Raw genomic sequence first — 26130 nt, 5'->3', positions numbered from 1 at the left:
TCGACGCGTTCGCGACGTCGGCTCAGCGGGACGACTTTCTGATTCGCCGCCCGCGAGTCCGGCGTCCGGCCCTGGCCGGTCAGGCCGCGCTCGCTAGTTGATCACTTCTTCCACTGCTGACTCACCTCACCAGTTGATCGTCTTCGTTCTGCGCGACGTCTGACGCGTACGCCGGGGCCATCCGAGTCCAGATCCGCTCGGGCAGGCCCACTTCGCGCTGCCTGTCCGTACCGCCACCCCGGTAGTCGCCCGGGTGGCAGACAGGACGTCGGCTGTGGCACACCGCCAGTCAGGTAGGAACACCGAACGCGACCGGTCCCGTCGCGTACTGTCCCAGAACTTTCTCGCTGACCCGAGGGCGATCGAGCGGTTCGTCCACGCCGTACGGCCCGGAGCACGTGACCTGATCGTGGAGGTGGGTGCCGGTCGTGGCCAACTCACCCGGGCGCTCGCCGTCGAGTGTGACCGGCTCCTGGCGTACGAGGTCGACCCGCAACTGCTGGCGGAGCTGACGTCGGTCTGCGCGCCGCTGCGTAACGTCACCTGCCGGCATGCCGACTTCCTCACCGCCCGACCGCCGGGGGAGCCGTTCGCCGTCGCCGGGAACATCCCGTGGGCACTGACCGCCCGGGTCGTCGACTGGTGTCTGGCCGCACCCCGGTTGACCTCGGCGACCCTGCTCACCCAGCTGGAGTACGCCCGCAAGCGCACCGGCGACTTCGGCCGGTGGAGCCAGCTGACCGTGCTGACCTGGCCACTGTTCCACTGGCGGCTGGCCGGGCGGGTGCCGCGCGCCGCGTTCCGCCCGGTACCTCGGGTGGACGCCGGCATCCTCCGGCTGGAACGGCGACCGGTTCCGCTGTTACCGCCGGATGATCTGCCGGCCTACCGGGCGTTGGTCGACCTCGGCTTCGGCGGGGTGGGCGGTTCGTTGTACGCGTCGCTGCGCAGACGCCACCCACAGCGGCGACTCGACGCCGCGTTCCGGGCCAGCCGGCTGGATACCGCCACCCCGGTCGGGTGCGTCTGGCCGGAGCAGTGGCTCGCCCTGTTCCGCCTGCTGCGATAGCCCGACAACAGGAGGTAAGGCGGCCGGGGTGTAGCTAGCCACACCCCGGTTCGGGCCCTGCCGACAATACGGTGGGCCGGCAGCTCAGGGCATGCTTGCGGCATGACGAGCACCTGGGTACGGCGTCATCTGATCGCCGTCGTACGTGGCCTGGCCCTGGCCGGGGTGGCGCTGGCCGGGGCGCTCGGGTTCGCGGCGCATGTGGCTGTCTTCGTGCCCGGGTTCGGGTTGGGACTGATCTTCCTGCTGCCCCGGCCGGTCGAGCTGGGGCGGCACCTACCCAACCTGGCCCGTCGGCTGGCGTACCGCTGGTCGGGGATAGTGATCGCCGACCCGTACCGGCCCCGGCCGGCACCCCCACAACCGGAACCGGACGGGCGGTACCTGCATCTCAACAGGCTCTACCGGTCGCCCCGGTTCCCGGCGTTCTCGGCCCGCATGGACTGGCTGCTCGGGGACAACGCCACCTATCGGGACCTGAGTTGGATGCTGCTCAACACCGTGGTGGGCGGGCTGCTCGGTGCCCTGCCGGCGGGGCTGGTCGTCGGCGGTATCGGATTCGCGGCTACCCAGGCCGGTGCGTACTGGTGGGCGGTACCGGCCGGACTGGCCGGCGCGCTGGCCGGGGTGGCGATCGCTCCGGCTCTGGTGGCGGTGCACGCCCGGTGGACCGCGCTGTTGTTGCGACCGACCGTCTCGACAGCTCGATCCGAGCGTCGGAAGGCGTGGATCGGTCACCACCTGCTCGTCCTGGTGCGCCTGCTCGACCTGCTCGCGTTGTCCCTGCTCGGCGTGTTTCTGGCCGTACTGACCGTGCTGGTGATGGTGCTCGGCTTCGGCGTCGGTCAGGTTTACTTCCTTCCGCCGGTCATCGAGCTGACCCGCTGGCTGGCCGGGTACCGTCGCGAACTGCTGGGAAAGTGGTCCGGGGTGGCGGTGGAGACGCCCTACCGGCCGGAGCCGGCGCTGCCCGCACCGCGGCCGGATGGGCTCTACCAGGTCGACGCCAACCTCTACACGACGGCACGGTGGGCGGCGTACAACCAGCGGCTGAAGTGGCTGACCCGGGACCCGGCCACCTGGCGGGATGTACTGTGGCTGGTGACCGACCCGTTGGTCGGCGGCGTGACGCTGCTGTTGCCTTTCGGGCTGATCTGGTTTGGCCTGATCAGCCTGACGGTGTCCGGGATCCTGCGGCTGGTCGGGGTGGACTCGGCGGCGCAGAGCTGGCTCTTCTCGACCTCCGTCGGGCTCGGCCCGACAGTATTGGCCGGGCTGGCGATCCCGCTCGGTCTGGCAATGGGCCTGCTGGGCCTGCTGGTCGCGCCGGCGATGTTGCGGCTGCACAACCGCTGGACCCGGCTGCTGCTGGCCCCGACCAAGCGGGCCCAACTCGCCCTGCGGGTACAGCGGCTCACCGAGACCCGGGCGGACGCGACCGATGCCCAGGCCACCGAGCTGCGCCGGATCGAGCGGGACCTGCACGACGGGGCACAGGCGCGGTTGGTTGCCGTGGGACTGACCCTGGGGGCCGTGGAACAGCTGATGGACCAGGATCCGGCTGCCGCGCGGGCGCTGCTCGCCGAGGCGCGGGAGAGCTCGGCGAAGGCACTGGTCGAGCTGCGTGACCTGGTTCGCGGCATCCATCCACCGGTGCTGGCCGAGCGCGGGCTCGGTGACGCGATCCGGGCACTGGCGCTGGACCTGCCGGTACCGACCGAGGTGACCGTCGAGCTGCCTGGCCGGCTGGCGGAGCCGATCGAGTCAGCCGCCTACTTTGCCGTCAGTGAGTTGCTGACCAACGCGGTGAAACACGCGAAGGCGAGTCGGATCACCGTCGATCTGCGGTACGCCAACGGCCGGCTGCGGGCCGTCGTGACCGACGACGGTCGGGGCGGGGCCGATCCGGCTGCCGGGAGTGGGCTGCGGGGGATCGAACGTCGGCTCGGTACATTCGACGGCGTCGTCGCGGTGAGCAGCCCGCCGGGTGGACCGACGACGGTCAGTCTGGAGTTGCCGTGCGTGTTGTCGTCGCCGAAGACCTCTACCTCCTGAGGGAGGGGTTGGTCCGGCTGCTCTCCGTACACGGGTTTGAGGTTGTCGCGGCGGTGGAGACCGGCCCGGAGCTGCTGCGGGCCCTGGTCGAGCTGCGTCCGGACGTCGCCGTGGTGGACGTACGGCTGCCGCCGACCCAGACCGACGAGGGGTTGCAGGCGGCGCTGGCGGCCCGGCACGAGGTGCCCGGCCTGCCGGTGCTGGTGCTGTCCCAGCATGTAGAGCAGCTCTATGCCCGGGAACTGCTCGCCGACGGGTCGGGTGGGGTCGGCTACCTGCTCAAGGACCGGGTGTTCAACGCCGAACAGTTCGTCGAGGCGGTGCGCCGGGTCGCGGCTGGTGGCACCGCCATGGACCCGGACGTGATCGCCAAGTTGCTGGTGCGGACCGGCCGGACCGAACCATTGGCCCGGCTGACCCCACGGGAGCGGGAGGTGCTGGGGTTGATGGCCGAGGGACGCTCCAACAATGCCATCGCCCAGCGGCTGTTCCTGAGCGAGAGCGCGGTGGGTAAACACACGGCGAGTATCTTCGGCAAGCTCGACCTGGCCCCGTCCGATGACGACAATCGGCGGGTGCTCGCCGTGTTGGCCTACCTCAACGGGGCGGGCAACTGAGCCGCAAGGCGTTGACCAGTATAAGTTGACAGGTGCCTGTCAAGGCGGCAGGCTACCTGTCATGTCTCAGCTCACCCCGTCCGGGTCGGCACTGTCCGAACTGGTCATTGAGGTGTTCCGCGCGAACGGTCTGCTGCTGGCCTCCGGCGACGGACTGGCCCGACCCGCCGGCCTCACCAGCGCCCGCTGGCAGGTGCTCGGGGTGGTCGACCACGAACCGAGCACGGTGTCGGAGGTCGCCCGGGTGATGGGCCTGACCCGGCAGAGCGTGCAGCAGACCGCCGACGCCCTGGCCCGGGACGGCCTCGTCCGTTTCGAGGAGAACCCGCGACATCGGCGGGCAAAGCTCATCGCGATCACCGCGCGGGGTCGGGTGGCGCTGGACTATGTGGAGCAGCGGCAGGCCGAGTGGTCCAACCGGATCGCCGAACGAGCGACCCTCGACGAGTTGCGGGCCGCCACCCGGACGCTGCGGGAACTCGCCCGGCAGCTGGAGATCGACGAGCAAGCCGCGCCAGCCCACGAAGATGCCCAGTCGGACGGGAGAGATCATGGCTGACGAACGGACCGTGCCCCTACTGCCCTGCCGATCCATCGACGAGACAGCCGACTTCTATCGGGCGCTCGGGTTCGAGTCGACCTATCGGCAGACCCGCCCCAATCCGTACCTCGCGCTGCGGCGGGAGGATCTGGAACTGCACTTCTTCGGACTGGCAGACTTCGACCCCGAGCAGTCGTACGGGTCCTGCCTGGTGTCCGTACCCGACATCGAGGCGATCTACCAGGCGTTCGCCGAGGGCATGCGGGCGACGTACGGGAAGCTGCTGGTCTCCGGTATTCCCCGAATGACCCGGCCCCGCAGGCGGAAGAACACCGGCAGCCTCTCCGGCTTCAGCGTCGTCGACCCCGGCGGCAACTGGATCCGGATCTTCCAGGCACCCGGTATGGGCGCTGAATCGGGTGAAGTCGATGCGCCGGATGAGGACGACGTGCCGGAGAGCCGACTGGCGAAGGTGTTGCAGAACGCCATCGTGCTCGGCGACTCCAAAGGGGACGTCCCGCAGGCTGCCCGAATCCTGGACGCCACCCTGGCCAAGGAAGAGGCGTCCGCGTCCGCCGTCGACCGGGTCCAAGCCCTGGTCTACCGGGCGGAACTCGCCGCGCGGCAGGTGGACGGCGCGACCGTGGCTGCGCTTCTGACCCGGGTACGCGCGATTGAGTTGACCGACGCCGACCGGGCGCGGTTGGCCGACGCGTTGGCCGAGGCAGCGGAGTTGGCAGCGGCGGCGTCCTAAGCGGCGGCGTTACAAGCGGCGGCGTTACAAGCGGTTCAGGCCACCTCGCTCAGGGCCGAGTCGACCTCGGCCGGCGAGGCGAACTGGTCGGCCGGCAGGGAGCGTAGGAGCTGGATGATCGCCGTACCGGCACCGGACTCCTGGGCGCGCCGGACGAGATCCTCCTTGGAGATCGGAAAGTCCAGGCCGACGAGGTATTCCTGCACCTGTAGGGCGTTGACCGTCATGCCCTGCGGCTACCCGCTGTGCGCGTCGGCACACCTGCCCACCGGAGCGGGGCGGCGGGCGTTTGTGCCCGATCCGGTCGGGTAGCCGCAGGGCATGACGGTTCACCAGCTCGGGGGACCGGGCGACTTCGATCCGCTGCTGGAGCGTGTCGGCTCGGCCCGGGTGGTCATGCTGGGCGAGGCGAGCCACGGTACGCACGACTACTACCGGCTGCGGGAGCAGTTGACCCGGCGGCTCATTGCCGAGCAGGGGTTCTCCTTCGTGGCGGTCGAGGGGGACTGGCCGGACTGCGACCGGGTGCACCGATCGGTGACCGCGATGCCGGGCGGCATGGTGGACCCGTTGGCCGCTCTCGGGCGGTACGACCGGTGGCCGACCTGGATGTGGGCCAACGGCGAGGTTGCCCGGTTCGCCATGTGGTTGCGGGCCTGGAACCTGGAGCAGGCCAAACCGACGCGGGCCGGTTTCCACGGGCTGGACGTGTACAGCCTCTGGGAGTCGATGCAGGCGATCTTCGACTATCTGGGGGAGGAGGAGCCGGCCACCCTGGAGGCGGCGCAGGAGGCGTACCGCTGTTTCGAGCCGTACGGTCGACGGATCGAGGAGTACGGGGTTGCGAGCCGGTTCGTCTCGGCACGCTGCGAGGAAGAGGTAATACGGCTGTTGGCGCGTACCCGCGAGCAGGCCCTCGCCGACGGGCCGGACCGCTTCTCGGCCTGGCAGAACGCGGAGGTGATCGCGGGGGCGGAGCGCTACTACCGGGCGATGGTGGCCGGTGGCCCGCAGTCCTGGAACGTCCGGGATACCCACATGGCGGACACGCTGGACCGGCTGCTGGACTACTACGGCCCGGACACGAAGGCCGTGGTGTGGGCGCACAACACGCACATCGGCGATGCCCGAGCCACCGACATGGCCGACGACGGGATGATCAACATTGGTCAGTTGGCCCGGGAGCGGTACGGCGACGACGAGGTCGTACTGGTCGGGTTCGGTAGCTATCAGGGCAATGTGATCGCCGGGCCGCGCTGGGGTGCGCCGTGGGAGGCGATGGTGGTGCCGCCGGCCCGCTCCGGATCGCTGGAACACCAGCTGCACGGCCTGCTGCCCGAGCGGGCGTTGGTCGTCTTCGACGACGGCGAGCAGCCCGACTGGGCCACTGAGACTCTCGACCACCGCGCGATCGGCGTGGTCTACGACCCGTCGTTCGAGAAGTGGGGCAACTATGTGCCGACCCGGTTGGCGGAACGCTACGACGCGTTCATCTGGTGCGACCAGACCAGCGCGTTGAATCCGCTGCCGGCGGCCCCGGTCCCCGGCGAGTTGGAGACCTACCCGGCGGGGGTGTGACACTCGCGGGCGCTGAGACGTTAGGAAGGGCCCCTTCTTATCGCATTTTGCATAGGAAGGGGCCCTTCCTAACGTCTAACGTCTAACGCCTCTCCACACGGCGTTCGTCCCAGACCGGTTCGGGGTGTTCGTAGACCCGCCCGTCTGCGCCGAAGATCAGGAACCGGTCGAAGTCGGCGGCGAACCAGCGGTCGTGGGTCACCGCGAGCACGGTCCCCTCGAACGCGGCCAGGCCCTGTTGCAACGCCTCCGCGCTGGCCAGGTCGAGGTTGTCGGTCGGCTCGTCGAGCAGTAGCAGCGTCGCGCCGGAGAGTTCCAGCAGGAGGATCTGTAGCCGGGCCTGCTGGCCACCGGAGAGCGTCTCGAACGGTTGCCGCCCGGCCGGCCCCAGCTCGTACCGGGCCAATGCCGACATCGCCTCGTTTTGGGTGCACGAGTGCGTGCTCATCACGATTTCGACTGTCGTACGACCGTGCAGATCGGGGCGGGTGTGCGTTTGTACGAAGTGGCCGGGGACCACCCGGGCACCGAGTCGGGCCTCGCCCCGGTGCGCCACCGCAGGTGGCCCGTCCCCGGTGAGCTGGGCGAGGAGGCTGAGGAAGGTGGACTTGCCGGAACCGTTGGCCCCGAGCACCGCGACCCGCTCGCCGTACCAGATCTCGGTGTCGAAGGGCTGCATCAGCCCGGTCAGCTCCAGCGTCTGGCAGAGCACCGCCCGTTTACCGGTACGACCGCCGCGCAGCCGCATTCGGACGTTCTGCTCCTTCGGCGGCCGTTCGGGCGGCCCGGCTGCCTCGAACCGGTGCAGCCGGGACTGGGCGGCCCGGTAGGCGGAGGCCATCGAGTCGTTGTTGGTGGCGCTCTGCCGCAGGGTGTGTACGAGCTGCCGGAGCCGGCTGTGCTCGTCCTCCCAGCGGCGGCGTAACTCGTCCAGCCGGTTGATGCGGTCCGATCTGGCCTGGGCGTACGTCGCGTAGCCGCCCCCGTGTACCCAGACGGTACGGGACTCGACGGTGACGATCCGGTCGGCCGCCGTGGCGATGAGCTGCCGGTCGTGCGAGACCAGCAGTACGGTCTTGCGGCTGGCCAGTAGTTGTTCCTCCAGCCACTGCTTGCCGGGCACGTCGAGGTAGTTGTCCGGTTCGTCGAGCAGCAGGATCCGGTCCGGTCCGCGCAGCAGCGCCTCCAAGGCGAGCCGCTTCTGCTCGCCTCCGGAGAGGGTGTTCACCGGCCGGTCCCGGGCCTGGTCGAAGTCGAGGCCCAGGGCGGCGGTGGTGCAGCTGTCCCAGACCACTTCGATGTCGTACCCGCCGGCGTCGGTGTGGTCGGTCAGCGCCTGCGCGTACGCCAGCTGGGTCGACTCGTGGTCGGGGCCGTCGGCGAGGGCTTGCTCGGCCCGACGCAGTTCGGCGGCGCTGGCCCGGATCCGGTCGGGGGCCACCGAGAGCAGCAGGTCGGCGATGGTCCGGTCGTCGCGTACGCCGCCGATGAACTGCCGCATCACGCCCAACCCGCCCGCGTGCCGGACCTGCCCGGAGCTGGGCTGGAGGTCGCCGGAGATCAGCCGGAGCAGGGTGGTCTTGCCAGCTCCGTTCGGGCCGACCAGTGCCGCCTTACCGCCTTCACCGATCCGGAAGGAGACCGCGTCGAGCAGGGGCCGCCCGTCCGGCAGCTGGTGGGTCAGTTCGTTTACCTCGATGTGGCCCACTGGGTCCTCCGCGTCCGGCGATGAGACCTCCCCGAAGGGCAGCTTTCCCGGCGTGGCGGTCTGATCACCACCGAATTACCCAGTGAAAACCCCGGCTCGGGCGGCGGCGAGCGCGGCGGCGGCGGCCCGGTCGGCGACGGTCTCGTCGATCGGCTCGCCGCTGACGAAGAGCCGGTAGTACAGCGGTGCGATGGCCACCCGGACGACCTCGACCGAGTCGGTGCCGGCAGGCAGCTCGCCCCGGGCGACGGCGCGGTCGACGATCGGGGCCGACTGCTCGTGTCGGGCCTGGAAGAAGGCGTGCAGGGCCCGGCCTGCCGCCGGGTTCTGGACGGCGGCGGCGACGAAGGCGGTGGCCACCGGACCGGCCTGCGGGTCGGTGAAGCCGGTCAGCACCTCGCGGGCCAGGGCCCGCAGGTCACCCTCGATGGTCCCGGTGTCGGGGACCGGCCAGGGTTCGCCGCTGGCCAGCTCCAGTGCGTCGGCGATCAGACCTTCGACGTTGCCCCAGCGTCGGTAGAGGGTGGTCTTGTGTACGCCGGAGCGGGCCGCCACTCCTTCGACGGTAAGCCCCTGGTAGCCGTGGGCGACCAGCTCGGCGAGGGTCGCCGCGCGTACGGCGGTGCGGGTCCGCGCGGTGCGCCCGCCGGGCCGTACGGTGCCATGTGTGGTCAAAGTCAACTCCAGTTGCATTACCTAGCAATCGCTGGCATGCTCAACGAAATATTGCAACAGTAGTTGCATTATGCCGTGGCTGACCAAGTCGGTGACCAAGGAGGGCAGTAGCGATGGGGCACCCGTCGAACGTCGAAGTCGACCAGGTTCACCACCTCGATCGGAGGCTCCCTTGGCTATCCAGCTCGCTCTGCACGACGTCACCATGTCGTACGGGGAACGGCTCGTCCTCGACCGGATCTCGCTGACCGTACCGCCCGGTGAACACGTCGGCATCGTCGGCGAGAACGGCTCCGGCAAGTCCACCCTGCTTCGGCTGATCGTCGGGGTCGAGACTCCGGACGACGGACAGATCACCGTCACCGCCGACGGCGGGGTAGGGCACCTCGCCCAGACCCTGGACCTGCCCGGGGAGCACACCGTCGGGCAGGCGATCGACGCCGCACTCGCCGAACTGCGCGCCGTCGAACGTCGCCTCCGCGAGCTGGAGAGCGACCTGACCACGGCCGAGCGGCTCTCCGCGTACGGGGAACTGCTCAGCGCGTACGAGGCGCGCGGCGGCTACGAGGCCGACGCGCGGGTGGACAAGGCGCTGCACGGTCTTGGCCTGGCACACATCGGTCGGGATCGGCGGTTGGGCAGTCTTTCCGGCGGTGAGCAGGCCCGACTGGCGCTGGCCTGTCTGCTGGCGGCCGACCCGGAGGTGTTGCTGCTCGACGAGCCCACCAATCATCTGGACGGGACCGCGCTGACCTGGCTGGAGGAGCGGCTGCGGGCCCACCGGGGGACCGTCGTGGTCGTCTCCCACGACCGGGTGCTGCTGGACCGGGTGGCCGCCGCCATCGTCGAGGTGGCGGACGGTACGGTCAGCCGCTTTGGCAACGGCTACGACGGCTATCTGACCGAGAAGGCCGCCGCCCGGGCCAGGTGGCAGCAGGCGTACCTCGACTGGCAGGCGGAGATCCGCCGACTGACGGAGTACGCCGCCACCACCGCGCACCGGGCCGCGCCCGGCCGGCCGATGAAGGACAACAACAAACTGGCGTACGACCGGGACAGGGGCCGAGTGCAGAGTTCGATCTCCAGCCGGGTACGTAACGCGCAGGAGCGGCTGCGGCGGCTGACCGCCGAGCCGGTGCCCGTGCCGCCCGAGCCGCTGCGGTTCGCCGGGCGGCTGGCCGGCGGCGACACCACCGGACCGCTCATCGAGTTGGCCGCCGTACGGGTGGCCGACCGGCTCGCGGTCGACGCGCTGTCGGTGGCCGCTGGTGAGCGGCTGCTCGTCCACGGGCCCAACGGGGCCGGCAAGTCCACCCTGCTCCGGGTGCTCGCCGGCGAACTGGCCCCCGACCACGGGACGGTACGGCGGCACGGCCGAATCGGCTACCTGCCGCAGGAGTCGCCGGTCCACCGGCCCCGGCAGAGCGTGCTGGCGGCGTACGCCGAGGGACGCCCCGGGGACGTCGAGGAGCATCGGGATCGGCTGCTGGCGCTCGGGCTGTTCCACGCGGACACCCTGCGGGTGCCGGTCGGGGCGTTGTCAGTCGGGCAGCGCCGCCGGCTGGCGTTGGCCCGGTTGCTGGTCGGTGAAACGGACCTGCTGCTGCTGGACGAGCCCACCAACCACCTGTCGCTCACCCTGGTCGAGGAGTTGGAGCAGGCGCTGGCCGACTATCCGGGGGCGCTGGTGGTCGTCTCGCACGACCGAGCGTTCCGCCGCCGGTTCGTTGGCCAGCCATGGGAGCTGCGCGATGGTCGGCCAGCCGGTCAGGACACGATCGCCTGACCGCGCTGGTATTCGGCGAGATAGGCGCGGGCCCAGTCGTACCACCAGCAGCCGGCGTGGTCGCAGCGCCAGCACCGCCCGTTGTCCCGGTGCTGGCGGACCGCCAGTTGCGCCGCGTCGTACTGGTTGTCGATGTGCTGCCGGTCGGTCATGGTGATCGCCGCCTTCGTGTTCGGACCGGACGAGAGTTGATCGAGCCGGCTGCGCTGGCGGCGAACTGGTGGCACCGGGACGGGCTGCCTGGCATCGTGCGCAGTCGCCGGGATCGGGCCGGGTCGGAACGCGACGATGATTAACGGACCGTAATGCCTAGCTGACCGAGGGCTGTTGCATAGTCGCAACACTGCCGTAACGTGGCATTCCACAGCAGCTCGGGAGGATTGCCATGCCCCGTCGGATCAGCGTGGACACGGCCATCGGCCAGCGCATCCGGGAGCGGCGTGAACTAGCCGGCTGGAGCATCCGGCACGCCGCCGACCGGGCCGGCATTGCGCCCTCCACCTGGTCGCGGATCGAGCACGGGCTCATCTCCGCCGACAACCGGACTACGTTGGCGGCTGTTGCCCAGGCCCTACGCTGTCCGGTCGCCGATCTCACCAGCCTGCCCGCCGATCCGGTGAGCCGGGACCGGGTGGAGACCGGTGGCGCAATCTACGAGACGGTCCGCGCCGTGGTCGACGCGGACCTTGGCTGCCGCCCGGATGGCGTGGAATTGGACTGCCGCCCGGATGGCTCAACCCCTCCACCGGCCGAGCCGCTTGCCCGACTGGGCCGCGAACTGGACCTGGTCCGCGACCTGCGTGCCCGGTGCGAGTATGTCGCCGCAGCCACCCGCCTTCCGGCCCTAATCCGTGGCCTACACCGGGCCGCCTTCGGCCCGGAACGTGACCGGGCGTTGCGAGCCCTGGTCATCACATTGGACACCGCCTCGTTCGTGGTCCGCTATGCCGGTCATCCCGGATCGGCCTGCCTGGTGGCTGACCGGACACAGCAGGCCGCCGAGGCGACGGAGGACCCGGTCCTGTTGGGATTGGCGGCCTGGGCGCGCGCGCACGCGGCGTTGGGCATGGGGTTGGTGTCGCGCGCCGGGCAGGTCGCCGAGCGGGGGATACGCGACCTCGGGCGGGGAAAGACGGCATCAGCCGGTGCGGAGACCTACGGGCAACTGCTGCTGACCCTGGCATTCGCCTGGTCAGCGCAGGGGCGTACGGCGGACGTGGACGCGCCCCTCGCGGAGGCGGAGGCAATCGCCCGGCGGACCGGCGAATCCACCGCGCTCCGGTTGATGTTCGGGCCGACGAACATCAACTTCTGGCGTATCGCGATGGCAGCCGACGGGGATGACCCCGGGTACGCCGTTGACGTCGCTCGGGGGACGCGTCCCCACCTGGTCGATTCGGTGTCCCGGCAGTTCGCGTTCTACGCCGACACCGGGCGGGCCCTGGCCAGGATCGGCAACGACCGGGAAGCACTGCGCCTGCTGCTCACCGCCGAACGGCTCGGTCCGCAGCGGATGCGCACCCCGTTGATTGTGGAGACCGTACGCGGCATGTTGGACCGGTCCCGTCGGGGCACCGGCTGGACCGAGCTACGGGGCCTGTGCGAACGCCTCGGCCTCGGCGGGTGACCCGTAGGTCTTACCCGCCGACCACCCAGGCCGGCTCCTCGTCGAGCGGCTTCTCCAGCACGGCCAGGGCCCGGTGTATGGCAGCGCCGTCGAGCCCACTCTCGTCGAAGACGTACCGTCGGCCTCGGATGTGCTCCAGGAACAGCGGGTCCGGCGCCAGCCCGTACCGGTCCAGGTAGTAGGTGGTTGCGTCACTCCAGATCCAGTGCCCATCGGTCCGGAAGTTGATCGGTACGACCGCCAGCGCCTCCGGCTCCCACACGTCGTCCATCTTGGACAGGGTTTCGAGCAGGAGCTCACCCCGACTCAGGTAGGCCAGCACACGTCGCCGCTCCACGTCATCAAGGACGATGTGATCAGGTCGCATCGCCGGACCCGACTGCGGGTCGACCTCGTCGAAGACGGTGGCAATCCGGATGCCAGGGTCCGGGGTGCGGGCCCACAGCAGGGTGCCACCCGAGCGGGCGAGCTGCTGATAGGTCGGTGGATCGGTGCGCGTCGGGTACGTCTCGACCTGTGGATCGACCTCGCCAGCCGTACGGAGGGCGTACTGCAGGCGGGCAGTCAGCGGTACCAGATCGGCGTCCTCCTCGGTCTCCACCACGAAGACCCGGCGCGGCGGGGGCCATGGCCCGCCCCAGACGGGGAAGCGCCAGGCCAGCCAGACCGCGCGGACGTCAGGCTCGGCCTCAGCCGCGTCGACCGCCGCCCGAGCCACCGGGTCGGGCCGCTCCGCAAGCTCGGTGTCCGGCTCGTCCCCGGTCGTCAGCTGTGCCGTGAAGGCGAACAGCGGCATGTGTTCCAGGGGCGACACCTCGACCAGTTGGAGTGCGGGGATGGCCGTTCCGCCCTCGCGACAGAGTTCGGTCAGCAGGTCCAGGTCCAGGTCGACCATCCGGACCCGGGCCGTGAGGACCGCATGCGCGACCGCCTTGGCCAGATCGGTCAACCGCCCATCGGCGAGCCAATGTCGCCCCTGGGTTAGGAGGGTGTCGGGCACCCAGCCGGCCAGGCGCAGGAGCATCCAGTGGCATGCCTCAACCCGATCGTCGGTCTCCACCGGCAGCCCCTCTCGGGCAATGTCGACGAGTGGTGGTGATGTCGTGATCCGGTGTCCGGACCAGCCGCTGGCAGTCAGCGTATCCATCGCGGTCGTCATCTGCGCTACTACGTGGTGCGGTGGGCGCAGGTGGCTCGCCGGGTGGACGCAGGAGATCATCGAGAGGTCACTGCCGTGTTGCCGGGTAGGGCCGGCTCGCCGGTCGGTGGCACAGCTGGCGCCACGGGGGTGTCGACGACACCGCCGGCCGCAGTGGGGATCTCCCACGGATGATCGTCCGTCGGTTCGATGGTTCGGTGATCGCGGTCGTGTTGCTCCGCTCGCTGACCGGCTGCCTGCTGTGTGTGATCGCCCGACCCAGGGCGCCCCGGGGTGCGTGCGCCCACCAGGGTCGGGCCGAGTCCGGTCGGACCTCGGCCACGCCCGGCCTGACCGGTGAGATCCGGCCGGCGGGCCTCGACCGGCAACCAGGGATTGTCGGACCGGTCCGACGGGGCGACCGGTGTGGCAGGTGAGCGCGGCCCGGTCCGTCCCGGCGGTTGGGGTGCCCCGATCGGCGGTATCGGACCGGATGCCAAAGGCTCACGTCGGGTAGGTGCGGCCCGCCGGCCGGCGAGATTGGGGCTCATGGGCGGGGGCGTCAGCGTGCCCAGCTCCTCCGACAGTGGGCCCTCCGGCCGGCCCGTTCCCAGTACGGGTGGGCGCTTGTCGCGACTGCGGCGGGAGGCGCCCCCGGTGCCGGGCGGTACGCCCGGCACCCCGGCGCGGGTTCCCGGACCATCGAGGTGCAGGCCCGCCGGGATCGCCCCGCGCGCTGGTGATGGTGCGTTGGGGCTGCCCAGCCCGACGGGTCGATTGCCGGCCAGACCCGGCCGGACCGGTGGCCGACCGGCCACTGGAGCGGGTCCCCCAGACCGGACTGGTGGAGTGAGTCCGCTGGGCCGAGCTGGCGGCATCTGCCCCGGCTGTGGCGCTGGCGGTCGACTACCGGGCAGCCCGAGGCCGGGCCGGGGCGGCGAGGTCGAGGGCTGCGGAGCCCGGGGCAGCGGCGGAGCGGGTGGCCTGATGCCCGAGGCGGTTGGTTGCTTCGGTACCGGTGGCACCGAGGCGGCTGGTGACGCCGGCGGGCGGGGCAGCGTACCCAGTGCGGGAGCCACCGGCGGCGGGGGTGCCGCTACCGCTCCCGGCGCTCCGGGCGCACCCGGTGCAGCCATGCTCAGTTGCTGGTTTTGCAGCATCTCCAGCCGCAGCGTCAGCAGGTCGGTGGCGTTCACGGCTTTGGGGCCGGTGAACTCCGGTGGCTTGACCAGGACGGTTTCCTGAACCATCGACACGAGAGGCCGGACGATGACCCGGGCGCGCTCGGAGAATTTGTCCCGCTCGGCCTGCGGGTTGGGCGTGTCGGCGAACAGCGCGTCGCTTGCCCGCCGGATCGGGGCGGCGATATATGTGTCTATAAGGGAATATGAAGAGCCCTTGTGTGATCGTTCCCGCTCTCTGGCCTCCCGTGCCATGTCCTTCATTTTTTGCTGGTATTCGTCCCACAGGGGGCGTAGCTCCCGCTGGACCGTCCCCATCTTGAGACCGATCAGCTCAAGCCTGTTCCCATTCGAGTAGGCGGCGATGCTTGCCGCTTCCAGGGAGCTTTTCGTCTTTTCGACATTCTCAAGGTAGGCATCGGCCGCCGTTCCCAGCCAGGTTTTGGCGACCTCGTCGGATCCGGTCTTGAGCGTGGTGCGTGAGGAGGACAGCCGCTCGCCCAGCGACCGCCACAGGTCGGCCATCTTCAGGACCGCCTCGTCGTTGAGATTGCGAACGGCGTACCACAACTCGTCGATGCTGGCGTCGTTGATGTTCGGCATCACACCTCCTCGGCGAATCCCGGAGCGTCGGCCTAGGAGGGGTTGTCCCTCCGGTAGTCCTCGTCGTAGATCTGCTCGGTCTGCGGAACCGGAGTGCTGATGACCATGGGACCCCCGGGCCCACCGATGACCGTGACCTGGGTCCTCGGTGGCGCGCCGGGAATTTCCACGCTGCGATCTGGCGGCAGCTCGTCCTCAGGAAGTGTCGTGTACGACTTCGGCAGCCCGAGGGATTCGGCCGTGACCGGCGGGGGGCCACCGGGTGCGGTCGGCCGGGCGGGCAGGTCCGGGGCGGAGACGGTGACGGTGACCGACCCGTCCTTGGGGTTCATCGTCCGGTTGTTGTCGTCGAGCTGGTTGCTGAGACTCTGGTTGGTCTGTGCCGCCAGGTTGAGGTCCGCCAGGATCTGTTTCGTCTTGTCGTCGAGATCCTTGAACCCGGTGGGCTCGACCTCGCCCTGCGTGCCGGGCGGCGGTTCGGTGAACAGCTTGGCTATCTGGGCGCTGTCGACGCGTTGCAGCATCTCGGCCGAGAAGTTGTCGCCCTCGCCATAGGTGCCCGCAATCGTCTTGGCGCCGACCGCCAGGTAGGTGAGGCCCATTGTCGTGTCGAGGACGTTCTTCGGTAGATCCTGGGCGACCACCGTGAAGTATCGGGTCTGGAACTCGTTCAACTCGTCGAGCCCGCCGATCGCCCCGAACATGAGTTGCATCAACCCGCTGAGCGTGTTGCCGGTGGTCAACCTGAACTCGTCGGTCTGGCGCTCGAGCGCCTGTTGGTAGTCCATCAGAGCAGCGACATCGACCCGGATCTGCGAGCCGGCTGGCGTTGTACCTTCCTCGGACAAACCACACCCCCAGTCGTCAGGGCCGACCGACGATGCACCGCGGTCGGGGTGGTACGGATCGGATGGTCGACGAGCGGCGACCGACCGTCATCGATGATAGTCACCGAGGGCACTCTCTCAAGGTCACGGCGAGGTGAATGCGAGCTGCACCAGCCGGGGACCGTGCCGCCGATCGACCAACCAACCCCGGCCGGGCGGCTGTGCCGACGGTCGTACGTTGCCCACCAGTGGACCCTCCTCCCGCTCACCGGACATGACGATGCCCGGGGAACCCAACTCCCGCATCCGCAGCAGTACGGGGTCGAAGGCGGTACGGGCGGCACCTCCGCTGCGCCGGACGACCACGAGGTGCAGGCCGATGTCGCTGGCCTGCCCGAGGAACTCGACCAGTGAGCTGAGCGGGTTCTGCTGGCCGGTGGCGACCAGGTCGTAGTCGTCGACCAGGACGTAGAGCTGCGGGCCGCGCCACCAGCTCCGATCCCGCAACTGCTCGGCGGTCACGTCGGGGCCGGGCAGCCGGTCAGCCATCACGGCCGCGACCTCGTCGATCATCGTGCGGGTGACGGCAGCCGATGTTCCGTAGCCGATGAGGTGTTCCTCGCTCACCGTCCCGAGCAGCCCACGTCGGTAGTCGACCACGATGAGTCGGGCCTGGCGGGGCGAATGGCGTTCGACAATGGACCGGGCCAGGGTGCGCAGGAACGCGGTCTTGCCCGACCCGGAGTCGCCGTAGGCGACGAAGTGCGGGTCGGCGTCGAAGTTCAGGGTCACCGGCCGAAGGTCGGTTTCGGCGATGCCGATGGGCAGCCCCGGCTCGTTCGCCTCCGCTGGTAGGTCCTGCGCCGGCAGCATCGCCGGCAGCAGCCGGACCGGGGGTGCCGGTGGGCCGTCCCAACCCGCCTGGACCTGCCGGACCAGCGCTTCGAGGCCGTCCCCTGCGGTCTCGGCCCGCTGCTGGCCGTCGAGGCGGGACAGTGCGCCGAGAAAGTGCAGCCGCTCGGGGGTGATGCCGCGACCGGGCATCTTCTCCGGTACGTTCATCGCGGTCCGCCGGTCCAGCATCGAGTCGCCTGGCTCGCCGAGTCGAAGCTCCAGCCGACTGCCGAAGACGTCCCGCACCGCGGAGCGCAGATCCATCCAGCGGGTCGCGGCCGCGACCAGGTGCACACCGTACGACAGGCCCCGGTTGCCGATATCGGTCAAGGCCGCCTCAAGTTCCTCGAATTCGGCGCGTACGGTGCCCCAGCCGTCAACGACGAGGAAGACGTCACCGAAGCGATCCTCGGCGAACCGTCCGGTGGACCGCATCTTCCGGTAGGTGGCCATCGAGTCCACCCCGTGGGTGGCGAAGATCCTCTCGCGCTCGGCGAGCAGTAGGCGTATCTCGGCCACCGTACGTCGTACCGGCCCCGGGTCGAGCCGGGTCGCGACCCCGCCGACGTGCGGCAGGCCGCGTAGGCCGAGCAGCCCGCCGCCGCCGAAGTCGAGACAGTAGAACTGCACCTCGCGAGGGGTGTGACTCAACGCCATCCCGGTGACGAGGGCACGCAGCAGAGTGCTCTTGCCGCTCTGTGGCCCGCCGATGACGACCAGGTGTCCCGCGCCGCCGGACAGGTCCAGCCAGAGCGGGTCACGACGTTGGTGCAGGGGCCGGTCCACCACTCCGACCGGGGCGCGTAGGGCACCGTACAACCGGGTGTCCTCGGTGGTCAGGCCACGCCCGGCAACCACACGCAGCGGCGGCAGCAGCAGGTCCAGGGTCGGTGGCTTGGTCAGCGGCGGCAGCCATACCTGGTGTGCGGGCGTACCACGGGCGCGCATCCGGTCGACCAGGACATCGAGCAGGCTCTCGCCGCCGGGCTCCTCCGGCGATGCTGGTGCCGTGGGGTCGGCTCTGGTCGCGACCGGGGCGACGTACGTGGTGGTGTAGAGGCGGACCTGGTGCTCGCCTACGGCCGTCGTGGCGGCGTCCGCGCTCGACAGCGTCCCGGAGACGTAGGCGGCGTGGAAGCGGCTCAGCGGATCGGTGGCGAAGCGCAGGTAACCATGACCGGGGCTGCGGGGCAGTTCGTAGGCGGCTGCGTCGCCGAGCACGGTGCGGCTCTCCGCGGCGGAGAAAGTACGCAGCCCGATCCGGTACGACAGATGGGTGTCCAACCCGCGTAGCCGACCCTCTTCCAAGCGCTGCGAGGCGAGTAGCAGGTGAATGCCGAGCGACCGGCCCACCCGGCCGATCTGAACGAAGTTGTCCACGAAGTCGGGCTTGGCGCTGAGTAGCTCGGAGAACTCGTCGCACACAATCAGCAGGCTCGGCAGCGGGGCCAGCGCGGCACCACTACTGCGGGCGCGTTCGTAGTCCCGCTGGGAGGCGAAGTTTCCCGCCTCGCGAAGCAACTCCTGGCGACGGGTCAGCTCGCCGTTGAGGGCCTCGGCCATCCGGTCGACCAGCGGCAGCTCGTCGGCGAGGTTGGTGATCACGGCACTGGTGTGGGGAAGAGCCTCCAGGCGGGTGAAGGTCGCGCCGCCCTTGAAGTCGATAAGTACGAAGTTGAGTAGCTCGGGATCGTGCGTCGCGGCCAGAGCGAGCACCAGGGTGCGCAGCAACTCGGACTTGCCCGAGCCGGTGGCACCGATCAACAGGCCGTGTGGCCCCATACCGTCCTGCGCCGACTCCTTCAGGTCCAGTTCCACCGGTGCGTCGTCGGGGCCGATCCCGATCGGTACCCGAAGGCGCTCGCGTTGCGGTCGGGTTGCCCAGGTCGTCGCGGGGTCGAACTCCCGAGGATCACCTAGCTCCAGCAGGTCGGCCAATCCCACGTTGGCGTTCATCCGGCGTTCGGTACGTGCCGCGCTGGTCAGCCGTAGCGGGGCGATCTGTAGTGCCAGCGCCTCGGCCACGTCTGTCGCGATCGCATCGGCTCGGCCGACCTCGGCTGCACCCTCGAAGGTGGTGGTCCGCAGTGCGCCCTGCGCGTCGATGTCGAGGACCAGGGTGTGCCGGTCGAGTACTCGTGGTGGTGGTGTGCTGAGATCGATCACGGTTACCGCCTCCAGGCCGCCCTCGGCCAACAGGTGGTCGGAGCCGGAGGTGCCCCCGCCGTCCACGAGCAGCAGCAGGTGTGGGCCACTGGCACCGCCATGGCCGTCGCGCGCCCGGCTTGTGAAGCGTTGACGCCCGGCGACCACGTCGTCCAACAGGGCCTCCAACCCGATGATCGTGCCGGAGAGCAGACGCAGCGCCCCGAGCGCGTCGGTGCGTCGGGGGTGCAGGGCGTGCGGCAGCCACTTGAGCCATTCCCACTCCGCCCGCTCAGCGTCGCCCACGCAGGCCGCCACCAGCATGTCGTCGGGGGCGTGGAAGGTCGCTGCGTGGGCGGTGAGGACCCGGGCCAGGGCCCGGGTACGGTCGGCCTCCCCACGCAGGTAGACCCGGCTGAACCCGTCCAGCGCCATGACGATCGGCAGCTCCGGCACGATCGCGTAGGTCTGGATGAACCGCCGGAGCCCGGACGCGCACATCGGGTCCAGGTCCTCGACCGCACGGGTCTCCGGCGGCACCAGTGGGGTAGCCAGTTCAGCGGGGCCGAGGCCGATGCGCGCGGTGGCGAAATCGTTGTCACCCGGACGCCGTTCCCACAGTCGCGGGCTGGCCGCGACCGACCAGAGGCTGTCCGGCTCCGGGTGGTGGTGCAGTTGGGCGGCGCGCTGCCGGACTGAGTTGCGGCGTACCGTGCGCCGACGCTGGGCCAGATGGCGCATGAACTGACGGCGGGCCTGAATCATTTCCTGTCGGGTCTGCCCGCCGCCGGAGAGGCTGAGCTGGGACATGATCATGCCGAGGCTGGAGAGGCCGAAGAGCCCGCCGGTGACGTACGCCAGGGTGCTGCCACTCTGGCCGGCGAACATCAGCGCCATCGCCATCGACCCGGCGAGCATCGGCAGCATCATCATCAGCTGGGTCCACCGCCGGCCGCTCGATGCGGCGATCTCCGGAGGCGATTCCAGCAGGACCTCACCGGTGGGATATTCCGGTGCCGGCAGTCGCAGAGGTCTACGGTGGACAGTGACACCCACGGCCGGCTCCGCCTTTCCGCGCCCGTGCTCGCGGACCGGCCCGGGAAACGGGGTGTCCGCGGCGGTACTGCTTGCGGCACATGATAGGTCGACGACTGCTAATTTGGTCAGCCGCGCATCGAGTAAGCCGCAGTAGGCGGTGAGGCAGGGAGGCCGGCGTGGCGACGGACCCTGATGTCGGGCTCACCCGAGTGGTGGTCGTGGCGCCCCAGCGCCGCCTCGACCTCGCTCTTCCGGAACAGCTGGCGTTGGCGGTCCTGTTGCCGGCGATGCTGTCGCACGCCGGTGAGGAAGTCGTCGACCGTGCGGGTGAGCAGGGTGGGTGGGTGCTCCGTCGACGAGATGGAACCCGGCTCGACGTGGCGCGCAGCGTCGCGGCGCAGGGCGTACGCGACGGCGAGGTGCTGCACCTGGTCCAGGCGCACACCGACTGGCCCGAGCCGGAGTACGACGACATCGTGGAGGCGATCGCGGCCGGAGCCCGCCAGGGCGGCGCTCTGTGGGACGCGCGGGTCAGCCGCTGGGGCGGTGCCGTCATCGCTGGTGTACTGGTGTTCGCCGCGCTACTGGTGAGCCTGCTGAGCGGTCCACCCTGGACACCCGCCGCCGGGTGCGCGCTGGGCATGGCCGTTGTCCTCCTTACCAGCGGTGCCGTGTTGTCACGGCAGTACGACGAGCCGGAGATCGGTCGTCTGTTGGCCGGCTACGGGCTGGTGGCCGCGTTCACCGGCGGTCTCCTGCTGCTCGGCGGCACCCAGCCGCTGTCCCGGTTCGGTGCGCCGCACCTGCTCACCGGCTGTGCGGCGCTGTTGCTGGCCGGGCTGGCCGGATATCTGGGCGAGACCGGCCAGCGATGGTTGTTCGTGGCCGCCATGACCGCGGCGTTGACCGGCGCGGGTGGCGCTGCGGTGGCGCTCGGCCCGTTCGACGCGGTGGGCACGGCCGCGACCACCGGGGCGGCGTTACTCCTGCTCGCCCCGCTCTGGCCGGCCCTGGCCGCACGGCTGGGGCGGCTGCCGCTGCCCTCGGTGCCGCGCTCGGCGACCGACCTGCTCAGCGTCGAACGGGCCACACCGGCCGCCGCCACGCTTGCCGCTGTCACCCGGGCCGACGACATCCTGACCGGATTTCTTGCCGGTACGGCGGTAGTCGCCGCGATCGGGCTCGTCCTGCTCGGTCCGGCGGGTGGCGTCGCAGCTCCGCTGCTCACCCTGGTGCTGGCGGTGGCGTACCTGCTGCGGGCCCGGCTGTTCCCGACGGTGCGACACCGCCTGCCGATGCTGGCCTGTGGCCTGATCGGCCTGGTTGCGCTGGCGGTCGGCCAGGCCAGCACGATGGCCGACCCGGGATCGGCCTGGTACGCCGTGGCGCTTGGCGGTGCGGCGCTCGGGGCCGTCGCGGTGGGGCTGCGTACCGCCAACCGCCGGCCGTCGGTGTATCTCGCCCGGGCCGCCGACCTACTGGACGTCCTGTTGCTGCTCGCCGTCGTACCCCTGGCCTGTGGCGTCCTCGGCCTGTACGCGGCGATGCGCGGCGTAGCGGGCTGACCGGGCCGATCCGCTGGCCCGATTGTTCCTTACCTGAACGGCTACGACGCCGGACCAACGGCTCACGAGACCGGAGGAAACATGCCGACCCGCCGCGATCAGATGCAGTCGTACCAGTTCATCATGCAGCGGGTCGTGTCGGCGCTGGCCTATCAGGACATCGACCCGGTGCAGCCGACCGGCCGCCGGCTGGTTGGCGCCGGCCTGGCGGGGATCATGGTGGCGGTTGTCGGCCTGGCCGCGGTGGGTGTCTACGCCATGGTCCGGCCCGGCGGCAGTGACAAGTGGCGCGACGGTAGTTCGATCATCGTGGAGCGGGAGACCGGCACCCGGTACGTCTACCGGGAGGGTGTCCTCCATCCCATGGCCAACTTCGCCTCGGCGCTGCTCGCTCTGGGCGGTACGCCGAAGACCACCCAGGTCTCGGCCAACTCGCTGCTCGGGATCCCGCGTGGGGTGCCCCTGGGCATCGTCGGCGCGCCCGATGCCCTACCCCCTGCCGGCCGGGTGACCGGTGCCGCGTGGACGACGTGCGTACAGCAGGCCCGGGACGGTACCGGGCGGGTCGCGACGGCGACCGTGCTCCGGGTTGGCGGCGCTCCGGTCACCGGTCGGGAGTTGGGCGACGACGCGCTGCTCGCCGAGGAGGTGGATACCCATCGGCTGGTCCTGATCTGGCGTCGACACCGCCACGAGATCGTGGACCGGTCGGTGGTGCTCACCGCACTCGGCCTCGACCAGCAGCCCGCGACCCCGGTGGCGTCGGCCTGGCTGGACACACTTCCGGCCGGGCAACGTCTGGGTAGCCGCGCCGTTCTCGGGCGTGGCACGCCGTCGACCGCGGTCAGCGGTGCGCTGGTCGGCCAGGTGTACGTCATGAACGGTGCCGGCACCGACCGGCAGTACTACCTCGTCGCCGACGGCCAGCGGCTGGCACCGCTGACCGCCGTGGAGGCGAGCATCCTGCTCGCCGATCCGGCCACCCGGTCGGCGTACCCCGACGGGTGGCCAGTGGCCCGACCGTTGAGTCCCGCGCAGGCGGCGGGGGCCGACAAGCAGCAACCCCCGGCCCCGGACAGTGGAGCGCCACCGGCGACACTGCCGCGCATCACCGCCCCCGAGCTGCCGAACTCTGCGATCTGCGCCGAGTTCAGCGATGCGGCCAGCCCACCGCGCCTGGTGATCGCAGCCGGGCAGCCGACCCCGGCAGCGCCAGTCGGCGGTTCGCGGAGGTCGGCCGATGGGGCGTCCCTGGCGGACCGGGTCGAGGTCAGCCCCGGTTGGGCGGCGGTGGTCGAGGCCGTTCCCGCGCCGGAGGCACCGGTCGGTACCCGGTTCCTGGTGACCGATCTGGGGCTGCGGCATGCCCTGACCGATCACACCGTGCAGGGCCTGCTCGGTTACGCCAACGTGCAACCGGTACGTCTGCCGGCCGCGTTGGTCGCCCGGGTGCCGGAGGGCCCACCGTTGGACCCGTCCGCGGCCCGTCGACCCGTACAGGGTTGAGGACGCCGATTCGGTGACGGATGACGATGGTCGCGAGGGGGGCCGACGTCAGGTTTTGCCGGCGCTGTCTTCCGTGCGGTCGATGCGGTTGGGTACCTTCATATCGATGCCCCTGCATCCTGGGGTGTTTTCCCGTGCGAGTTGAGTCCCTTGTGGAGTGGAGGCGGTTCTGCGATGGCATCCGGCTTGCAAACCGATACCCAGGTCATGGCGAACGCGGCAACGCGCGCGGCGGAAATCGCCGGACAAATCAGCAGTACCACCGAGACCATGAGCACGCAGTTGAGCATGTTGGGAACGGCCTGGGTGGGGGCCGGCGGTACGGCCTTCCACAACGCGCACGAGGCGCTGCGCAGCGACATGCTTCAGATCAACGGGGCACTCGGCCGCCTGGTGGAGATGTTGAGCCGGATCGGCAGTGGCTATACGACGGCCGATGAGGAGACTCAGCAGACCGTCAGTCGGTCGGCGGCTGAGGCCGGCACCATCACCGCAGCCCTCAAGTTCTAACCACGCGACCGGGAGGCAGGATCAGATGTCGCAGATAACCGTCCAGTTCGGCGCGCTCGACATGGGTGTGGACACGCTGTCCTCGACGCACGCGAAAATGCTGGACCAGATCAGAGCCCTGGAAGAGGTGATGCAACCGCTGTCGGAAGCCTGGGACGGCACGGCCCAGGCCGCGTACCGGAGCTGCCAGTCCGACTGGGGTCGGGCCGCCCAAGAAATCGGCCAGGTGATCGGCAAGCTCAAGAGCGCGGTTGCCGAGGCCAACCAGGTCATGCAGGAGCGGGAGCGCGCCAACACCGCGATTGCCGGCGGCTGAGCTACCCCGGGCAGTGCGCGGCAGGCCCGGCCCGTCAGCTCAACTGGCTGTCGCCGGGCCGGTCGGCGGTGGCCGACCCGGCCCATCAGTTCGGGTGGGGTGGCTTCGGTATGGCGAAGTAGGCTTCTGGGGCATCCAGCGAATCGGTCGGGTCAGCCGGATCGCCTGACGCGAGCGTCCACCCGTCATCCGGCCGCCGCCGTCGCCGGAGGGCCCCGACGATCGTGACCAGCATCGCACCGCCGAGCGAGACAGCCGCGATGACAACGGCGGTGCGGGCCAGTGAGTTCCACCGCCGGTCGCTCTCCCGCCGGGCCGTGTCATCGGCCCGCGCCGCCATCCCCGGCAACACGATCGCCGCGCCACCGGCGACCGAGTCCGTCACGGCCCGGTACGGATCGAGCAATCCCCGACCGTAACCGGCGGAGTCGCTGCCACCAGGCCCCCGATTGGCGGTGGCCAGCAGTCGGCGCTGCACCTCGACGGCGCTCAGACCGGGGTGGGCGGCACGCACCAGGGCGGCTGCGGCGCTGACCGCCGGAGCCGCGATGCCGGTGCCCGACCAGTAGGCGTGTCCGCGTACCCGGGTCGCGGCGAGCACGTTGCCTCCCGGGGCCACGAGGTCTACCTGCGGGCCGATTGGCGAGTTGCGTAGCCGTACGCCCCGATCGTCAACCGCTCCCACGCCGAGTACGCCCGGGTAGGCGGCGGGATAGGACGGCGGGTCCGGCCGCGGTGGGTCCTCGTCGGCGTTTGCCTCGTCGGAACGGGTGCCGGCGGCAGCGACCAGCAGCACGTCGCGATCCTGTGCATAGGTTACGGCCGCGCGTAACGCCGCGCTGTCGTCGCCGGTGACGAGTGACAGGTTGATGACCTGGGCGCCGTGGTCGGTAGCCCATCGGATGGCCTGGGCGAGTGACGCCGAAATGTCGCGTTCGCTGCCGGCGCTGCCCTCAGTGACCCGTATCGGCAGGATCGAGGCCCCCGGAGCGACGCCGACGAATCCGATGCCGGACAGGGGACGGGCGGCGATGACACTGGCCACCGCCGTGCCGTGCGAGGTGCAGTCCAGGGTGCCCCCGGGCGTCGCGGTGACCAGGTCCCAGCCCTGCTTGACTGCCCCGTACAGCTGTGGGTGGCTGCCGTCGACGCCGGTGTCGACGACTGCGACGGTGACCCCCTGGCCAGCGGTCGATGGCCAGACCCGGCCAGCGCCGAGCATGAGTTGCTCGGGGGGCAGATTGGCGGCGATGTCGCCCGATGCCGGGACGTTTCCGGAGCAACCGGCTGCGACGGCCGGGCCGGCGGTTCCCGTGACGACCGCCACGACGCAGGCGACCAGCACGGTGACGCCAGTGACGAGCATCGCGAGCGAGCCGGCGGATCTGGCGAGTTGTCGGGATCGCGCCATCCGGGTCCTCCAGTGACTGGTGGGGTCGGCGAGCATGGTCCGAACGCGTTGTTTGTGTCGACGAGCTTCAGTATCGTTCCTATCAGGATCGGCCACGGTTCCGTTGTGGATGGCTACGCCCCTCGTGACTTCGTCGCCGCTGACGACCTGCACATCTAGCGCGGTTGCGACTGGGAAGAGACCTTCGGCGGGTTCGACGAACAGCTGGCGGCATCGTTCGAAGGAGGACGTCTGGTGAGTGGTAAGGAGACGATCCTCAGCGCGGACGTAGCAGCAGCGGGTGTGGCGAAGATCGACAAAGCCGCTGAGGCCTGCCGGCAGACTCTCTTTGGCCAGGTAGCGGATATCCGTATTGCCAGCAGCAGTAGTACGTGGGGCAATGACGAGGCGGGGCAAGCCTTCGGCGAGAAGTACGCGGCAGCACCGCTGGCGTTGGAGGCGGCGGAGAAGCTGACCAGGCTCGTGTGGGAGATGGGCCTCAGCCTGAAGAGTGGGCTCTCGGAGACGGTCAACGACGATGTCACGACTGCGGCGTTGGTCAAAGCGGTTCCAGTGAACGACGTCCCCGACCTGAAGTTCTGACGCC

General features: G+C 70.1%; 22 protein-coding genes. 13 read left to right on the top strand and 9 right to left on the bottom strand.

Translation table 11 applies throughout. From position 1 onward, the window contains the following. Window positions 1–274: 274 nt before the first annotated feature. The 5 genes from erm (at window position 275) to ACWDV4_RS01505 (ending at window position 5036) form a co-directional block, all read left to right on the top strand. The gene (gene erm / locus ACWDV4_RS01525) at window positions 275–1069 is read left to right on the top strand and encodes an ErmE/ErmH/ErmO/ErmR family 23S rRNA (adenine(2058)-N(6))-methyltransferase (RefSeq protein ID WP_449973960.1); all 795 of its coding nucleotides are present in this window, start codon (window positions 275–277) and stop codon (window positions 1067–1069) included. Between the two features lie 102 nt (window positions 1070–1171). After that, window positions 1172–3124: a sensor domain-containing protein gene (locus tag ACWDV4_RS01520; protein WP_449973958.1), complete on the top strand. Its 1953-nt coding sequence runs from the start codon at window positions 1172–1174 to the stop codon at window positions 3122–3124. Then, window positions 3088–3741, top strand: a complete 654-nt coding sequence (locus ACWDV4_RS01515) for a response regulator transcription factor (protein ID WP_449973956.1) — start codon at window positions 3088–3090, stop codon at window positions 3739–3741. Before ACWDV4_RS01520 ends, ACWDV4_RS01515 begins: the two co-directional genes overlap by 37 nt. Before the next feature lie 61 nt (window positions 3742–3802). After that, a complete protein-coding gene (locus ACWDV4_RS01510) occupies window positions 3803–4300 on the top strand; it encodes a MarR family winged helix-turn-helix transcriptional regulator (protein ID WP_449973954.1) in 498 nt (165 codons plus the stop codon). Beyond that, window positions 4293–5036, top strand: a complete 744-nt coding sequence (locus ACWDV4_RS01505; RefSeq protein WP_449973952.1) for a bleomycin resistance protein — start codon at window positions 4293–4295, stop codon at window positions 5034–5036. Before ACWDV4_RS01510 ends, ACWDV4_RS01505 begins: the two co-directional genes overlap by 8 nt. 35 nt (window positions 5037–5071) lie before the next feature. On the opposite strand, the gene ACWDV4_RS01500 is transcribed toward ACWDV4_RS01505, so the two are convergent. Then, window positions 5072–5263: a DUF2795 domain-containing protein gene (locus tag ACWDV4_RS01500; RefSeq protein ID WP_449973950.1), complete on the bottom strand. Its 192-nt coding sequence runs from the start codon at window positions 5261–5263 to the stop codon at window positions 5072–5074. Window positions 5264–5357: 94 nt separating this feature from the next. Between ACWDV4_RS01500 and ACWDV4_RS01495 the strand changes: the two genes are divergently transcribed. Continuing rightward, window positions 5358–6614: an erythromycin esterase family protein gene (locus ACWDV4_RS01495; protein ID WP_449973948.1), complete on the top strand. Its 1257-nt coding sequence runs from the start codon at window positions 5358–5360 to the stop codon at window positions 6612–6614. A gap of 82 nt (window positions 6615–6696) precedes the next feature. Here the strand turns inward: ACWDV4_RS01495 and ACWDV4_RS01490 are convergent, their stop codons facing one another. Continuing rightward, window positions 6697–8322, bottom strand: coding sequence for an ABC-F family ATP-binding cassette domain-containing protein (locus ACWDV4_RS01490; protein WP_449973946.1), 1626 nt, complete (start codon window positions 8320–8322; stop codon window positions 6697–6699). Window positions 8323–8397: 75 nt separating this feature from the next. After that, window positions 8398–8997, bottom strand: a complete 600-nt coding sequence (locus tag ACWDV4_RS01485; protein ID WP_449973944.1) for a TetR/AcrR family transcriptional regulator — start codon at window positions 8995–8997, stop codon at window positions 8398–8400. 172 nt (window positions 8998–9169) lie between these two features. Here ACWDV4_RS01485 and abc-f point away from each other — a divergent pair, with 172 nt between their 5' ends. Next, on the top strand, window positions 9170–10783 hold the full coding sequence (gene abc-f, locus ACWDV4_RS01480; protein WP_449973942.1) for a ribosomal protection-like ABC-F family protein: 1614 nt from the start codon (window positions 9170–9172) through the stop codon (window positions 10781–10783). Here abc-f and ACWDV4_RS01475 read toward each other — a convergent pair. After that, window positions 10765–11010, bottom strand: coding sequence for a hypothetical protein (locus ACWDV4_RS01475; protein ID WP_449973940.1), 246 nt, complete (start codon window positions 11008–11010; stop codon window positions 10765–10767). The two genes, abc-f and ACWDV4_RS01475, sit on opposite strands and share 19 nt — an antisense overlap. A gap of 158 nt (window positions 11011–11168) precedes the next feature. Here ACWDV4_RS01475 and ACWDV4_RS01470 point away from each other — a divergent pair, with 158 nt between their 5' ends. Continuing rightward, window positions 11169–12410, top strand: coding sequence for a helix-turn-helix domain-containing protein (locus tag ACWDV4_RS01470; protein ID WP_449973938.1), 1242 nt, complete (start codon window positions 11169–11171; stop codon window positions 12408–12410). Between the two features lie 10 nt (window positions 12411–12420). Here ACWDV4_RS01470 and ACWDV4_RS01465 read toward each other — a convergent pair whose 3' ends face one another. The 4 genes from ACWDV4_RS01465 to eccCa form a co-directional block, all read right to left on the bottom strand. Continuing rightward, window positions 12421–13569, bottom strand: a complete 1149-nt coding sequence (locus ACWDV4_RS01465) for a hypothetical protein (RefSeq protein ID WP_449973936.1) — start codon at window positions 13567–13569, stop codon at window positions 12421–12423. Window positions 13570–13625: 56 nt separating this feature from the next. After that, window positions 13626–15332, bottom strand: coding sequence for a hypothetical protein (locus ACWDV4_RS01460; RefSeq protein ID WP_449973934.1), 1707 nt, complete (start codon window positions 15330–15332; stop codon window positions 13626–13628). Between the two features lie 32 nt (window positions 15333–15364). After that, window positions 15365–16120: a hypothetical protein gene (locus ACWDV4_RS01455; RefSeq protein ID WP_449973932.1), complete on the bottom strand. Its 756-nt coding sequence runs from the start codon at window positions 16118–16120 to the stop codon at window positions 15365–15367. Between the two features lie 183 nt (window positions 16121–16303). Next, window positions 16304–20254, bottom strand: coding sequence for a type VII secretion protein EccCa (eccCa, locus tag ACWDV4_RS01450; protein ID WP_449973930.1), 3951 nt, complete (start codon window positions 20252–20254; stop codon window positions 16304–16306). A gap of 158 nt (window positions 20255–20412) precedes the next feature. On the opposite strand from eccCa, the gene eccD reads away from it, so the two are divergent. From eccD to ACWDV4_RS01430, 4 genes are all read left to right on the top strand, one after another. Further along, a complete protein-coding gene (gene eccD, locus ACWDV4_RS01445; RefSeq protein ID WP_449973928.1) occupies window positions 20413–21801 on the top strand; it encodes a type VII secretion integral membrane protein EccD in 1389 nt (462 codons plus the stop codon). An 81-nt stretch (window positions 21802–21882) separates the two neighbouring features. Then, complete coding sequence (gene eccB / locus ACWDV4_RS01440; RefSeq protein ID WP_449973926.1) at window positions 21883–23307, top strand: type VII secretion protein EccB; 1425 nt, start codon at window positions 21883–21885, stop codon at window positions 23305–23307. Between the two features lie 174 nt (window positions 23308–23481). Beyond that, window positions 23482–23817, top strand: a complete 336-nt coding sequence (locus tag ACWDV4_RS01435; RefSeq protein ID WP_449973924.1) for a WXG100 family type VII secretion target — start codon at window positions 23482–23484, stop codon at window positions 23815–23817. A 25-nt stretch (window positions 23818–23842) separates the two neighbouring features. Then, complete coding sequence (locus tag ACWDV4_RS01430; RefSeq protein ID WP_449973922.1) at window positions 23843–24133, top strand: WXG100 family type VII secretion target; 291 nt, start codon at window positions 23843–23845, stop codon at window positions 24131–24133. Between the two features lie 85 nt (window positions 24134–24218). Here ACWDV4_RS01430 and mycP read toward each other — a convergent pair whose 3' ends face one another. Continuing rightward, complete coding sequence (gene mycP / locus ACWDV4_RS01425; protein WP_449973920.1) at window positions 24219–25544, bottom strand: type VII secretion-associated serine protease mycosin; 1326 nt, start codon at window positions 25542–25544, stop codon at window positions 24219–24221. A 234-nt stretch (window positions 25545–25778) separates the two neighbouring features. On the opposite strand from mycP, the gene ACWDV4_RS01420 reads away from it, so the two are divergent. Continuing rightward, window positions 25779–26126, top strand: a complete 348-nt coding sequence (locus tag ACWDV4_RS01420; RefSeq protein ID WP_449973918.1) for a hypothetical protein — start codon at window positions 25779–25781, stop codon at window positions 26124–26126. The last annotated feature ends 4 nt before the right edge of the window (window positions 26127–26130 follow it).

The sequence above is a fragment of the Micromonospora sp. NPDC003197 genome (assembly GCF_053590565.1).
Note: the sequence above shows the minus strand (reverse complement) of the source record. Positions and strands in the feature narration are given on the sequence as shown.